The organism is Rhizomicrobium electricum (assembly GCF_011762045.1).
Taxonomy (GTDB): Bacteria; Pseudomonadota; Alphaproteobacteria; order Micropepsales; family Micropepsaceae; genus Rhizomicrobium; species Rhizomicrobium electricum.
This window is the reverse complement of record NZ_JAASQS010000002.1, coordinates 134,934-148,944: the sequence shown is the minus strand read 5'-3', so window position 1 is coordinate 148,944 and position 14,011 is coordinate 134,934. Positions and strand designations below refer to the sequence as shown.

At 61.6% G+C, this 14,011-nt stretch carries 13 protein-coding genes; 7 read left to right on the top strand and 6 right to left on the bottom strand.

Annotated features, from left to right (window positions below; genetic code table 11):
• Window positions 1–1,338: an ATP-binding protein gene (locus tag FHS84_RS03550; protein ID WP_166930466.1), complete on the top strand. Its 1,338-nt coding sequence runs from the start codon at window positions 1–3 to the stop codon at window positions 1,336–1,338.
• On the opposite strand, the gene rnd is transcribed toward FHS84_RS03550, so the two are convergent.
• Window positions 1,335–2,489: a ribonuclease D gene (gene rnd, locus FHS84_RS03545; RefSeq protein ID WP_208393680.1), complete on the bottom strand. Its 1,155-nt coding sequence runs from the start codon at window positions 2,487–2,489 to the stop codon at window positions 1,335–1,337. The two genes, FHS84_RS03550 and rnd, sit on opposite strands and share 4 nt — an antisense overlap.
• A gap of 187 nt (window positions 2,490–2,676) precedes the next feature.
• Between rnd and FHS84_RS03540 the strand changes: the two genes are divergently transcribed.
• Complete coding sequence (locus FHS84_RS03540; protein WP_166930464.1) at window positions 2,677–3,195, top strand: GNAT family N-acetyltransferase; 519 nt, start codon at window positions 2,677–2,679, stop codon at window positions 3,193–3,195.
• A 1-nt stretch (window position 3,196) separates the two neighbouring features.
• Here FHS84_RS03540 and trpB read toward each other — a convergent pair whose 3' ends face one another.
• Window positions 3,197–4,399 carry a tryptophan synthase subunit beta gene (gene trpB, locus FHS84_RS03535; protein WP_166930462.1) on the bottom strand — a complete coding sequence of 401 codons (1,203 nt, stop codon included), beginning with the start codon at window positions 4,397–4,399 and terminating at the stop codon, window positions 3,197–3,199.
• A gap of 168 nt (window positions 4,400–4,567) precedes the next feature.
• Between trpB and FHS84_RS21085 the strand changes: the two genes are divergently transcribed.
• Both FHS84_RS21085 and FHS84_RS03525 read left to right on the top strand, forming a co-directional pair.
• Window positions 4,568–5,350, top strand: coding sequence for a hypothetical protein (locus tag FHS84_RS21085; protein WP_208393679.1), 783 nt, complete (start codon window positions 4,568–4,570; stop codon window positions 5,348–5,350).
• A gap of 474 nt (window positions 5,351–5,824) precedes the next feature.
• A complete protein-coding gene (locus FHS84_RS03525) occupies window positions 5,825–7,789 on the top strand; it encodes an AAA family ATPase (RefSeq protein WP_166930460.1) in 1,965 nt (654 codons plus the stop codon).
• Between the two features lie 345 nt (window positions 7,790–8,134).
• Here FHS84_RS03525 and FHS84_RS03520 read toward each other — a convergent pair whose 3' ends face one another.
• The 3 genes from FHS84_RS03520 to FHS84_RS03510 form a co-directional block, all read right to left on the bottom strand.
• Window positions 8,135–8,650, bottom strand: a complete 516-nt coding sequence (locus FHS84_RS03520; RefSeq protein ID WP_166930458.1) for a GNAT family N-acetyltransferase — start codon at window positions 8,648–8,650, stop codon at window positions 8,135–8,137.
• Window positions 8,638–8,934, bottom strand: coding sequence for a type II toxin-antitoxin system TacA family antitoxin (locus FHS84_RS03515; protein WP_208393678.1), 297 nt, complete (start codon window positions 8,932–8,934; stop codon window positions 8,638–8,640). The genes FHS84_RS03520 and FHS84_RS03515 overlap by 13 nt, the downstream gene beginning before the upstream one ends.
• Window positions 8,935–9,124: 190 nt before the next feature.
• A complete protein-coding gene (locus FHS84_RS03510; RefSeq protein ID WP_166930454.1) occupies window positions 9,125–9,610 on the bottom strand; it encodes a GNAT family N-acetyltransferase in 486 nt (161 codons plus the stop codon).
• A 139-nt stretch (window positions 9,611–9,749) separates the two neighbouring features.
• Between FHS84_RS03510 and FHS84_RS03505 the strand changes: the two genes are divergently transcribed.
• A complete protein-coding gene (locus FHS84_RS03505) occupies window positions 9,750–10,064 on the top strand; it encodes a PadR family transcriptional regulator (protein ID WP_166930452.1) in 315 nt (104 codons plus the stop codon).
• On the top strand, window positions 10,061–10,705 hold the full coding sequence (locus FHS84_RS03500; protein WP_166930450.1) for a hypothetical protein: 645 nt from the start codon (window positions 10,061–10,063) through the stop codon (window positions 10,703–10,705). Before FHS84_RS03505 ends, FHS84_RS03500 begins: the two co-directional genes overlap by 4 nt.
• Before the next feature lie 91 nt (window positions 10,706–10,796).
• Here the strand turns inward: FHS84_RS03500 and FHS84_RS03495 are convergent, their stop codons facing one another.
• Window positions 10,797–12,632 carry an alkaline phosphatase family protein gene (locus FHS84_RS03495; RefSeq protein ID WP_166930448.1) on the bottom strand — a complete coding sequence of 612 codons (1,836 nt, stop codon included), beginning with the start codon at window positions 12,630–12,632 and terminating at the stop codon, window positions 10,797–10,799.
• Between the two features lie 251 nt (window positions 12,633–12,883).
• Here FHS84_RS03495 and FHS84_RS03490 point away from each other — a divergent pair, with 251 nt between their 5' ends.
• Window positions 12,884–13,984 carry an acyltransferase family protein gene (locus FHS84_RS03490; RefSeq protein ID WP_166930446.1) on the top strand — a complete coding sequence of 367 codons (1,101 nt, stop codon included), beginning with the start codon at window positions 12,884–12,886 and terminating at the stop codon, window positions 13,982–13,984.
• Window positions 13,985–14,011 lie beyond the last annotated feature (27 nt).

The window sequence follows — 14,011 nt, the reverse complement described above, 5'->3', positions numbered from 1 at the left end:
GTGCGATTGTCGTTGCGCCTCGGATTGATCGTCGCTGCCGCATTGGCGCTGGTGTTCAGCGCGATGATGCTGACGTTCATCATGTTGCAGCGGCCCGGACGCGTTTACGGCGTGGTATTGCCCTTGCCGCGGCAGGCGGCTGCCATGGCGGACCTGATCGAAAACCTGCCGTCGTCGCAATGGCCGACGGCGACCGCCGCGATCAGTACGCCGGCGACCAAAGTATCGGTCCTCGATGCGCCGCCCGCGACCCGCGGCGGACTGGCGATGCCGGGCGTGACGGTGGCGTTACGCGCTTATCTCGCCGCCATGGACGGGCGTCCCGTTTCGATCATGGCAGGATTGCGCCGCCTCGATCGGTCGCCGGATGTCCGCCTTGGCAACGAGACGGTGCGCGCAACATCGCCGGTGCGCATCGTGATCGGGTTGCGCAACGGCAAACTCCTGGTGATCGAGGCGATGGGCCCGGCATCGCAGCGTTTCACCGGCGTGCGTCTCGGAGTGCTGGCGCTGGCAGTCACTTTGCTGATCGGGTTCGGCACGCTGTGGTTCATGAACCGCCAGATGAAGCCGCTGGAGCAATTGGCCAAGGCGGTCGAGCAGTTCGGCACGCGGCTGGAAGCCTCGACGCTCAAGGAAGAGGGCACGATGGAACTGCGCCAGTTGATCGCCGCCTTTAACCGGCTGCGGGCCAATATCGGCGATCTGGTGCGCGGGCGCACGCGTATCATCAGCGCCGTCGGACACGATCTCGGCACCTACCTCACCCGACTTCGTTTGCGGGCGGAGTATATCGCCGACGCCGATCAGCGGGCACGGGCGATCCGGGACATCGACGACATGCACGGGCTGATGCAAGAGACGCTGGCGCTTGCCAAGCTGCAGCACGACGGTGATGGCGATACGCCGGTCGATATCGCTCCGCTGCTGAAGAATGTCATCGCCGGTTTTGCGGAAACGGGCGGGCCGGTGCGGGAATTCCTGCCGGGAACACCGGTGATGGTCCGTATCGCCCCGGCGGCATTCGCGCGGGCAGCGGGAAATCTGATCTCCAACGCCCTCAAATACGGTAGCGAAGCGGACGTGCGGCTGTCATCATCGGGTGCGACGGCAGAGCTGGTCGTGGAAGATCGCGGTCCCGGTATTCCGCCCGAGGAACGCGCGGCGGTGCTGGAACCGTTTTATCGCCGCGACAATGCCCGCAATCTCAACGAGCGCGGCTTCGGCCTTGGCCTCGCGATCGTCAGCGAAGTGGTGAAAGTCGCGGGCGGCACGCTGACATTCGAAGACCGCGACGGCGGCGGCTTGCGCGTGAAGATCGCACTGCCGCTGGCCTAGTCTTCCAACTCCACGACAACCGCCTCGTTGTTTTCGAGGGCGATGGCGAGCTGGCCGTTGCGGAGCGCGATGGCGTCCTTGCCGAACACTTCGCGGCGCCAGCCGGTGAGCGCGGCAACACCTTCGTCTTCGCCGGCGGCGAGGCGTTCGATGTCCTCGGCGTTGGCGATCAGGCGCGGCGCCACGCGGGCGTGCTCGGCCCTGAGCCGCAACAGGGTCTTCAACAGATCGACGGCAGCGGGCGAGGGATCGCGATGGCGGTGGCGGTTCATGTCGGGCACGAACGCCGGCGGCGGATTGTTCTTGGCGGCGGCAATGGCATCGAGCAGGCTCCTGCCCATCTTCGATGCACCAAAGCCTTTCGGGACGGCACGGATCCGCTCCAGCGCATCGCCGTCTTCCGGCGGACTGGCGGCGAGTTCCAAGAGGACTTCGTCCTTGAGCACGCGGTTGCGCGGCACGTCGCGCGCCTGGGCTTCGCGTTCGCGCCATTCGGCTACGGCGGCAAGCGCTGTCAGGAAACGCTTGTTCGCGGTGCGCGGCTTGAGCCGTTTCCAGGCCAGCGTCGGATCAAGCGCGTACAATTCTTCGCTCTTCAGCGCGGCGATTTCTTCCGCCACCCAACTGGCGCGACCCGTGCGCGCGAGTTCGGCCGAAAGCTTTTCATAGACCACGCGCAGATGCGTCACGTCGGCGAGCGCGTATTCGAGCTGGCGGCGGGTGAGGGGGCGCCGCGCCCAATCGGTGAAGCGTGCCGACTTGTCGACGTCGGCCTGCGCGAGCTTACGCGCCAACGTCTCGTAGGAGGCCGCTTCGCCGAAACCGCAAACCATCGCGACGATCTGGGTGTCGAACAGCGGATCGGGAATGACGCGGCCGGTATGCCAGAAGATCTCGATGTCCTGGCGGCCGGCATGCAGCACCTTGATGATCTCGGGCTTGGCGATCAGTTCGAAGAACGGCGTGAGGTCGATCCCTTCCGCCATCGGATCGATGATCGCCGCGACGTCGGGCGCCGCAATCTGGATCAGGCACAGCTTGGGCCAGTAGGTCGAGTCCCGCATGAACTCGGTATCGAGGGCGACATAAGGGGCCGTCGCCAGTTCCTGGGCGAGGTTCTGAAGATCGGCGGTGGTTTCGATAATCCGCATCCGGCCGTGATACCGGATTCGCAATTGCTTGGCGCCTGACGAAACGCCCCGCGACGACAGTGCAAGCGTAAAAAGCAGCTCCCCAGCTAAATCTTGTAATATAGTTGCGTAAGGCGCTATATCCGTAAAATTCCTCCCAGGAAGTATTTGGGCAGCGGCGGGGCCGGCTTGCTGCTATGGTGCAGGCATGACCTCGATCTATCCCAGCCATCTGGTCCGCGAAGTGCTGTGGCAGGGCGAACGGCTTCTGGTCCGTCCGGTGCGGAAAGACGACACCGACGGCTACATCGCCGCCGCCAAACTGTGCACCATCGAGGACATCCGGCGCCGGCTGATGACCGGGATCATGCAGGTATCGCAGGCGCTGATCGCCAAGTTCACCGAGGTAGACTACGACCGCACGATGGCGTTCGTGGCCGAGGGCGTGAAGGGCGATCTAATGGCCATCACCCGCCTGGTACACGACAGCTGCCGCAAGAGCGCCGAGTTCGCCATCATCGTACGCAGCGATCTGCAGCGCAAAGGTCTCGGCATGCTGATGCAGAAGATGCTGCTCGACTATGCGCACGACGTCGGCCTGCACGAAGTCTGGGGCATGGTCGATTGTGAAAACCGCAAGATCCTCAGCTTGGTCGAAAAGCTCGGCTTCACCCGCCGCCTCGAATTCGGCAACCCGTTCGCGCGGGTGGTGAAGGTGCTAGGGTAGGTTACATCCCCAGCACTTCGGCGACGTAATCGATATCCTTGTCGCCGCGGCCGGAGAGGTTGACCACCACGATCTTGTCCTTGCCGAGCGTGGGCGCGAGCTTGATCGCGTGCGCCACGGCGTGGGCGCTTTCGAGGGCGGGGATGATGCCTTCCACCTCAGAAAGCTCCTGGAACGCGGCGAGGGTCTCGGCATCGGTGGCGGAGACGTACTGCACCCGCTCGATGTCTTTGAGATACGCATGCAGCGGTCCGACGCCGGGATAATCGAGGCCCGAGGCGATCGAATGCACCGGCAGCGGTTCGCCTTTGTCGTCCTGCAACAGATACGTCTTCATGCCGTGCAGCGTACCCGGCGTGCCGTAGGTGAGCGTCGCGGCGTGCTCGCCGGGCTGTGAACCCTTGCCGGCCGGTTCGACGCCGATGATGGCGACGTCCTTGTCTTCCAGGAACGCGGTGAATAAGCCCATCGCATTCGAGCCGCCGCCGACGCAGGCGACGAGATAATCGGGCAGGCGGCCGGCCTGTTCCTGAATCTGCGCGCGCGCTTCGCGGCCGACCACGGATTGGAAGTCCTGCACCATCATCGGATAGGGATGCGGACCGACGACGGAACCAATGGCGAAGAAGGTGTCGTCGTGATTGGTGACGAAATCGGTGAAGGCACTGTCGACGGCGTCTTTCAAACAGGCGCCGCCCTGGCTGACTTCAATCACCTTGGTGCCCAGCATCTTCATGCGGATGACGTTGGGATGCTGCTTGGCGATGTCGATCGCGCCCATATGGATTTCGCATTTGAGCCCGACCAGCGCCGCTGCGGTCGCCAGCGCCACGCCATGCTGTCCGGCACCGGTCTCGGCGATGACGCGCTTCTTGCCCATCCGCTTGGCCAGCAACGCCTCGCCGAGGCAGTGATTGATCTTGTGCGCGCCGGTGTGATTGAGGTCCTCGCGCTTGAGATAGATCTGGGCGCCGCCGAGCTTGGCGGTGAGATTTTGCGCCCGCCACAGCGGCGAGGGACGGCCGACGTAGTTCTTCAGAAGATAGCGATATTCTTCCCAGAAGGTCGGGTCCTGACGGATGGCGAGATAAGCCTGTTCGACCTCTTTGATGACGGCCTCGAGCTGCGGCGGCACGAAACGCCCGCCCCATTCGCCAAAAAAGCCATTGATGTCAGGAATTTGCGTCTGGTTGGAATCCGTCATGATGGCCGGCCGGCTGCCGCTCCCAGTGAAATTTTTGTGCTGGGATGGTTCGGGGATAAGAAGATTAATGTCAATGCGCCGAAACGCCGGGGCGCGGGTCCGACCAATGTCGGCTCCTGCGCGGGTGCGGACTCGTCTATCGTGGCGGCAAAACCCGAGGGAAACGCCATGCTCCGCCTTGCGCTCGTATTCGCTCTGTCTGCCGCCGCCGCGGTTGCCGCCGACAAACCGGTGGTCCCCGATTGGGCGCAGCCGGGTTCGGCCACCCGCACCCAGGTGGCGCCGCCGGCCGATTTCCATCGCGCCACCACGACCTTCCATACGCCCATCGGCGTGTTCGACGGCCAGTCCGATGTCGGCAGCGCGGTGGTGCCGGGCAGCGCCTCGTTCGACAAGGCGACCGGTGCTTATACGATCATCTCGGCGGGCTATAACGTCTGGTACTCGCGCGACGAATTCCGTTACCTGTGGAAAAAGATGAGCGGCGACGTCTCGCTGGCGGCCGACATCGCCTATCCCGATCCGAAAGGCTACGACGACCGCAAAGCGGTTCTCATTATCCGCCAAAGCCTCGACGACGATTCCGCCGAAGCCATCGTGGCGCTGCATGGCGGCGGTATGGTCCATTTGGCTGAGCGCCCGACGACGGGCGCGCGGGTGAAGGACATGGAATACCGCATGGGCGGCCGCGGACGCCCCGGCGGCAAGTCGCCCGACGATCTGGTGCCGGTGATCGCCAAACGCATCGGCATCGAAAAACGCGGCGACGAATTCACGCTGTGGATCAGCCTCGAAGGCGAACCGATGCACCAGTTCGGCCCGCCGATCACGCTCAAGCTGAACGCGCCGTTCTATGTCGGCATCGGTTTCTGCTCGCATCTGCCCGACAAGGCCGACACCGCGGTGCTGTCCAACGTGGTGCTGGAAAACGCGGCGGGGAAGGTGAAGTAGCGGCGCCATAAAGAAAAGGCGGGACCCTATCCCCGCCGTTCTTTCCGGACTTGGAGGCGGCAAGTCTTGCATTCGCGTGTCACGGCGAATGGGCCTGCACCTGACCGGTTCAGCGAGGTTCGCAGCTCGGCCGCCAATGTATTGTCCGCTCGCGCGGCGGGGCCCTGGCACCCCGGAACACTGGATCGGCCCTGCATGGCGCGCCACAAGCTCACGCGTCGAAGCCTCTGTATGCACTTGTCGTTCGGACTGTATTACCGGCCGCGATGATCGTCCTCGCGCACCTGATGGCCGTCACTCCTGTCATTGCAGGAATAGACGTGGGAACCCGCGCAGCGGAGTTCAAGAGAGCAAACGTACAGAATTATCACGTTTTTCGGCGAGTGAGAGGCGGGTGCAAAGGCGAGTGTAGGAAGCAAATTTTGCCCGGCAGTCCACTTCTTCTATATTCGAACCAATCAAGGGGGGTATGCCATGAAAATCAGTTCCGTTCACGTGACCAATTTCCGCTCTTTGAAAGATGCAAAAATTGTTTGTGATAACCTTACTGCACTAGTGGGGCCAAACGGGGCTGGAAAGTCCTGTTTTCTCAATGCTCTTGATCTTTTTTATTCCCCGTCACCAATTGTTACCTTGGACGATTTCTATAACCGCCAATCATCTGAAGATATTGAGATCGCGGTCACTTTCAAAAATTTATCCACGATCGAAAATAAACGTTTTTATACTCGCGTCCATGAAGGCGAGTTACCGGTGGTGAGGGTGCTCTCACTAAATCCGAAAACCAATGGCCGGTACTTCGGATTTGCTTACAGGAATGCCGACTTTAGCGAAGTTAGAGCACTGTCTGGGCGAGAGCAGATTAATAAGTACGCCGAACTTAGAAACCGGGAACCGTACGAGTCATCATTGCCGCCAGCGCGTTCGCAAGCTGCTGTTGCTGAAGCTCTTGAGCAATGGGAGGCGGACTCAAAAAATGCCGATAAGCTTGAGCTTGCGCGCGACGATGGGCAGTTCATCGGCTTTCAAAACGTAGCAAGAGGTTATCTCAATGATTTGACGCGCTTTATTATGATCCCAGCAGTTCGGGATGCTGGTGACGATGCGCGCGACACACGGGGATCAGCAATTACGCAATTAATGGACCTTGTCGTCCGTGCCGCCCTTGCAACAAATAAGGAAATTGAGAACCTACGCAGCGAAATCGAGACGCGGTACCAAGAGCTCACCGACCCTGCGCGTCTGCCCGAACTGGGAAGCTTGGAAACATCGCTCGGAGACACATTGCATACGTATTATCAGGATACGGATGTTGCGCTTAATTGGCTCCCAACCGAAGGGGTCAATTTACCACCTCCTAAAGCAGACGTTCGCTTGGTTGAGGACGATTTTCACCTGCCAGTTTCGAGGGTTGGTCATGGTTTGCAGAGAGCTTTCATCCTTTCATTGCTTCAACATCTTGCGGTTGTCCGAAGCACAGCTAATGAAGGGCAATCTGACGTAGATCGTGTTTTATCTGAGCCTTCAACGCCCGAATTGAATCTCATCCTCGCAATTGAGGAGCCAGAACTTTACCAGCACCCCAATCGGCAACGGCATTTTGCTCGGGTTCTATATGAGCTTGCAGCCGGGAAAATTCCGGGAGTGGCATCATCTACACAAGTGATCTATGCAACTCACTCACCACTTTTCGTTGGCATAGACAGCTTCGATAACGTTCGGCGGTGCACCCGCACCAAGTTGGATAGCTCTGCACCAAAAGTCACGAGCGTCGCTGCAACGACGTGGGATGAAATTGCCGAGTTGATTTGGAAGGCAAACGGCGAACCTGGGCAAAAATTCACTGGTGAGTCAATTAAGCCTCGCGTCACCGCACTCATGACACCATGGACTAATGAAGGCTTCTTTGCCGATGTAGCTGTACTAGTGGAGGGTGAAGGGGATAGAGCGGCAATAAAAGGCGTAGCAAAGGCGCTACGCGGGATCGACTTGGAAAGCCAAGGGTGCGCGATAATTCCTTGCAATGGGAAAGGTAATCTCGATCGCGCGGCTGCTATATTTTCTCAGCTTAACATACCCATTTATGTCGTTTGGGACAGTGATAAAGGAGTTGACAACACAGAAGCTCAAAATCGCACCTTACTGAGATTGTTCAATCAACCTGAAGAAGATTGGCCATCATTTGTTTCAGAGCGATGCGCGTGCTTTGAAGTGAAACTCGAGCGTTCGTTGCAAGGCGAGATCGGGTCCGATCTGTTTCAAGGTCTTCTCACTGAGTGCAAGACTTTCTATGGTATTCCGAAAGACAAGCACGCGCTGAAAAACCCGTTCGTGCTAACAGAAATCGTCACTAGGGCCAGCGCTGCTGGCCATGGTCCAGATACAGTGCTCGCGATTGTAGATAGGATATTATCTCTGCGGAAACAGAAGGGGGCCTGACACGGAATTGTCCGCTTGCAATGACGAGATAAGCATCGTGTCGCTTTGAAATGAAGCATGAGCCCCCTTCGCCCTGGCGGGCACTTCCCCCACGGTCTTTGTACCGGTGACGAGAATCTTGCGCCCGCGGGGGCAGAAAGAGGCTCGTGAAACGGGACGCCCGTTTTACGTATCCGTTACTCCGCCGGGTCGGCGAGTTCGCCGCGCTAGGCGGCGGTGAATTTCTTGCCGATGCGCGCGAAAGAGGCGATGCCGTGGAACGCTCCGGGTGCGACCATCAATTTTGTCGGCACGCCGGAGGTGTTCTTCGCGCGCCTGATGCGAGGCCGGAATTCGTACCGGCTCTCATAGACCCTTCGCCACCCACGCCATCGGCAGATAGAGCGTGCGGGGTTCTTGCGGGAAGGGTTTGAAGCCGTATTGGGCGTAGAACGCGGCGGCTTCGTCGTCGAGCGCGTGAACGAGGACGGCGGTGGCGCCGATCTCGCGCGACGCATTCAGGCATCGCAATAGCGCGTCCTTGAGGAGCGCCGCGCCGAGGCGCATCCGTTGGTACCGCGTATCGACCGCAAGCCGTCCGATAATCAAAACCGGCAGCGGGTCCGGCATGTTGCGGGCGAGCGCGGAGGGCGCGCGTTCGCGGGTAACGGCACCGGCGGCAACGGCGTAGAAGGCGGCGACCTGGTTTTCCGTGCAAACGACATAGGTCCGCGAGCCGCCGCGGCCTTCGTTCTTCAGCGCCCGCGTGCGCAGCCACTCGTTCAGCACCGGTCGGCCGCAGTCGAATGCGCCGAGGTAGTGCGCGGCGGTCAGCGGGGCGGGGCCGCTCAGGACCGGCGAACGGCCGCTTACTTTTCCCATGGCGCTTTGGCCGCGAGCAGCGCTTTGAGCTTGGCATTGGGTGCCGGTCTCGCGTCGAGCGAGCGCACAAAGGCGTCGTATTGCGCCTCGTCGAGAGCGAACAGGCGCCGGTCGAGCAGGATGTCGGTGGCGCGCTGATGCGTGCTTTCGATAATGAAATCGGTGCGCGTCTTGCCGACCGCCGTCGCCGCATCGTCGACCACATCGCGCATCGCTTTGGTCATGCGTAGGTTGACCACCGTCTCGCGGCGGGCGCGGGCTTTCTTTCTGACAGGGGCGTCCATGGGCGGCTCCGTTGTGCCAGAGACGTGTATACACATTCGGTATACATTTTTCAAGGTCGGGGGGCGTGGTGAGGCTACTCGCACCACGACCGGCGGTGGCCTTCCCATTTGCGGGCGAGGCCTTCGCGGACGAGCTGGTCTCCGACCGAGCCGGAGCCGCGATAGACGCTGCGCAACTGCGCCGAGGAAGCTACAATCGATAACGATAGAACTTCGTGTCGACCGACATGACCGGAAACGCTTGCGGCAGCGCGGACTTGTCGATCTCGACAAAGCCGTTCTTCTCGTAGAACCGGTGTGCCGCCAGATAGAGCGCGGTGGTGCCGAGGAAAATGTCCGTCACGCCGCGGGCGCGCGCCCACGCCAGCGCGGTGTCGAGCAACGCCTTGGCGACGCCGCTGCCGCGCTCCTGCCGGCGGACGAACATCTTGCGCAAGGCGACCTGGCCGCCGCCGATGTCTTTCAACGCAATCGTGCCGATCACCGTGCCGGATCTGACGGCCAGCCAGAAATTGCCGTTGCCGTGCTGATAGAAGGACGAAATATCGGCGAGGTCGGGCTGTGCTTCGCGCGTAATGGCGACACCGAATTCCTCGCGCTGAATCGGAAGGATCAGATCGTAGACGGTGTCCGGATTTTCGCCGTCGTAAGGCGCAACCGAGAAAGCGTCGATCATTTCGTTTCCCAATTCGGTCGATGGGGACTCGTCGTAACGCGACATGCAGCCAACGCACAATCACCGTCGCGTGATCCCTGCGCGTTCCGGCGAGCGGACGCCCCTTGACGGCGATAGTCTACATATGTAGAGTATTGTCATGGCACCGAAACCGAACCAATCGCTTCAGACCCGCGCCGTTTTGAGCGCACTGCTCGAAAAGCCGCTGTCCTGGCGGCACGGCTATGACTTGTCGAAGGCCACCGGACTGAAATCGGGCACGCTCTATCCGCTGCTGATCCGGCTTTCCGATCAAGGCTTGCTGGACTCGAAATGGGAAGAGGCCGAGCCGGGACGGCCGCCGCGGCATGCTTATCGCCTGACGGCGAGCGGCAAGGCGTTGGCTCTGTCGTTCGATGCGGAAAAGGGCACGCGCGCTGCGCCGGGCGGCAAACTGGCGGGGAAGCCGGCATGACCATCGCACGCCGATTTGCCGAACGTTTGATCGATCATGCTGCGGCCGTGATGCCGGAAAGGCTCAGCGAATGGGCGGAAGCCATGCGGGCCGAATTCGACACGATGCCGGAAGACCGGGAAGCGCTTGCCTGGGCTGTGGGCTGCGTGTGGGCGAGCTATCGCGAAAGGATCGAACTGATGCAGATATTCTCTAAATCGCTGCTGCGTGCGGCGGCCGGGTTTGTGGCCTTGGCGGCCTCCATCCACGGATTGATATGGTGGTCTCCGCGCTATGTCGGTTTGCTGGTGCCCGCCCTGTCGCTGTTTTATGGCGGCGTGTTCGCGACTTTGTGGCTTGTGGAACTCGCGATCGCGCGCTTCTGGACGGCCCCCGGCAAGCCGTTCCTGAAAACGCTGTTGCGGACGACGGTCCTGTGGCTCTGGCCAGTGGGCTGGGAAGTCTCAATTTTTGTTGGCGCTTGGAAGGCCACCTTAGGCTACCCCCACGTCCACGTCGATTTCATCGGCTTCATGCTGAGGATATTGATCGATAGGGCGGGATACTTCTCGTTTTACTTCGTCGCGATCTTCGTGCCGCTGCTCCTGTGCGAGCTGATTATCGCGAGTGTTTCGAAGCCGCGCAGCCGTCTTCCTGCCTGACGCGCGGAGACGATCCATCTTTCCTCCCAGGCGTTGTCGCGACCTGCAAGCCGCACGGTGGTCGAATAGCGGGGGAGGAAAGAGGGCCTTTCTACTTCTCCACCAATCCCACGGTCCGTCCCGGCATGCCGGCAGCGTCGAAGTATTTGGTGTCGCCGACCTGCTGCTGGTTGAGGATGGTGTGGAAGCCGTTGGCGGCTTTGTCGGAGACGAGGTTGCGCTTCTCGACCTTCGGCTCCTTGCCGCCGACCAGGGCTTCTTCCATCACGCGGCCTTTCAGGGTGCCGGGACCGGCGAGGGAGAGGCCGAGGATGTGCGCCAGCGTCGGCGTGATGTCGACGTTGCCGACCGGCGCCTTGTCGGCATAGCCCTTTTTGAAATCGGGACCGATGGCGGCCATGAAGTTGCGGGTGTCGCCGCGGCCGAAACTGCCGTGCATGCCCTGACCCTGATGCAGACCGCCGTCGATGATTTCGGCCTGGCACATCTGCGGCTCGGCCTCGAGGCAGCCGCCGATCAGGAAAGTGCGCATCGAGACGATGATCGCCGGCTGGGGCATTTTCGAGGAGCCGATCATATTGATCGCGCTCATCGGCAAGGCGCCGGCGAAGTCGGATTTCGGTCCGGCGGCGAGGAGGGCGTCGTTGACGAACAGGCCGCTGACATAAGGCTGCTCGATCAGCTTGGCGACGACGGTCTTGGCGACGGCGCGGTCGCCCGAAGGCACATAGATGAAACCGGTCGGGCCGTTGCTGACGACGATCGCCTGCGGGGCGGCGGCCGAAGGACCGATCAGGCCGTTGCCTTGGGCGGGACGTTCGCCGGAGGCGGGATCGAGTTCGGCGCCTTCGCGGTCGGGATCGAACACCTTCTGGCCGAGCCAGCCGCCGACATCGAGCGCCAGGAATCCGGGCGCCAGAGTCGGACGTCCCACGGTGCCATCGGCCGCGGGAATGGACTTCGCAATGGTCGAAAAGCCGTGGTCGGCGGTGACGAAGACGTTGGTGTTCTCGGCGAGATCGTATTGCTTCAGAGTCTCAACAATGTCCTTCAAGCTGGCGTCGGCGTTGCGGATTGCGGCGCGGGCGCTGGTCGAGTTGATGCCGGGCACGAGCTTGCCGTCGCTGTCGAGCGCGCCGTGCTGGGTGGTGTCGGGATCGCGCGACCAGAACAGGATCGCGAACGGCTTACCCGACTCCTTCAGACGGGGAATGATGACCTGGGTCACCGCCTGACGCAGCCACGCCTGCTGCACGATGTTGGGCGTGCCGGCGTGCGGCGGGACCGGGATGCCGGCCGCGGCCTTGGCGATGTCGGCGCCGAGATCCTTGCCGAGCATGGTCGACTTGGTCGGGCTGCCGTCCGCATTGGTGGGGGTGCCGGTGGAGTCGTCGATGAAGAGGCCGAGCGGGCCGTCGACGGTCTCGTTCTTGGAATCGAGCGCGGGCAGGAACTGGATCGCCGTCGGACCCTTCTTGCCGATCACCACCGTGTTGTAGCCGGCCTTGCGGGCGGCCTCGATGATGGTGGTCTGGGCGATGTAGTCGTTCGGATAGTGCCCCTTGATGTCGCGCAGAATGCAGTCGTCCTCGACGAATGTGACGGTCCCGTTGAGGCGGCAGGGCACCGGGAAATTCACCCACAGCGAGTTGCCGTAGTTGCCAGTGTCGCCTGGGAAATGGCCGGTGGCGATGACCGCGGCGTTGACCGTCGTCAGGGTCGGATAGCTGGAATGGCTGTTGGTGAAATCCACCCCCTCGCGCCGGATCTGGGCCATGGTCGGGGCGGTGTCCGGGGTCACCGAGGTGTAACGCAGCCCGTCGGCGACGAAGATCACGATATTGCGCTGAGAACCGGCGGACGCGGGCAGGGCAGCGGCAACGGCAACGGCCAGCGCGGCCGCGGCGGCGAGACGGGCAAATTTCATGGCGGGACCCCAGAAAAGACCGCCGGACCTTAGCCCATGAGTGCGACAGTTGAAGCAAAATCGGGGGCGAAAGCCGTCTCTCAGCCGCGGCCCGGATTTTATCCAGACCTTTTTCCGCCTGTACCGGCAGTAACGGAGACTTGAGTGGTTTTCGGAAGAGAACTCATTAGGTTAGCCTAATAATATGACAAAGGCTCGCGGTGGAGCGCGCCAAGATGGGGACGGGGGCGCCCACGGCGGCGTGATATCGCGTGAAAGCACATTATGAAGTTCTCGACGGCCTGCGGGGCACGGCCGCCATCAGCGTTGTCATCTTCCATATCTTCGAACTGATCACGCCGGACTGGGCTCATAACCCTTTTCCGCACGGCTATCTGGCGGTGGATTTCTTCTACGCTCTGTCGGGCTTCGTGCTCGGCTATGCCTACGACAACCGGCTGAGCCCTCTGACGCCGGAAACCGAACGGCTTGGCTTCTGGGGCTTCATCAAGCGGCGCTTGATCCGGCTGCATCCGCTGGTGCCGGTCGCCGTCACGCTGGGCCTGATCTGCTATCTCAACGATCCCAATATCGGCACCACCCAGCATATCGGCGTCGGGGTGTCCTTCGGCGCGATCGCGCTGGCCTATGTGCTGACCCTGTTCCTGTTGCCGTCGCCGACGCTGCCCAATCACTGGGACGAAACCCACTGCATCGACGCGCCGACCTGGACGCTGTTCTGGGAATACATCGCCAACCTGTTCTACGTGGTTTGGCTCCACCGGGTGGGCAAGGGCATGCATCGCGCGCTCTTGGGGCTCAGCGCCGTGGCCCTGATCGTCACCGCGTTCCTGCTGGCAGGCCGCCATTCGCTCGGCTGGGGCTGGGGCTATGAACTTCTGTGGGTGGCGCCGGTGCGCCTGGCGTACCCGTTCCTCGCCGGGCTTCTGGTCTACCGCATGGGCTGGAAAATCCGGCTGCCGGTGCCTTATCTCACCGCTTCGGTACTGGTCCTGGCGGTGCTGGCGGTGCCGGTCCTGCCGGGGGTGTGGAATACGCTCCTCGAAGCGGCGATGATCATCGCAGTATTTCCCGTGATCCTGATGGTCGGCGCCAGCATCCGCGATGTGAAAGGGCCGCTGGGTCCGCTCTGCCGCTTCACCGGGGAGCTGTCCTATCCGCTCTATATCCTGCATTACCCGTTCGTATTTCTGTTCGGCCACTGGGCTTGGGCGACCCATCCCGCCGATCCGCTGAAATATGGGGCAGCGGCCGGGGTTTTCGTCTTCGTGATCGTCCTGGCGACGGTGCTGCTCTATGCCTACGACAAGCCCGTCCGGGCCTGGCTTGGGCGCCGGTACGCGAGCCGCTGAGAGGGCCTTTCGAAACCGACGGTTTAG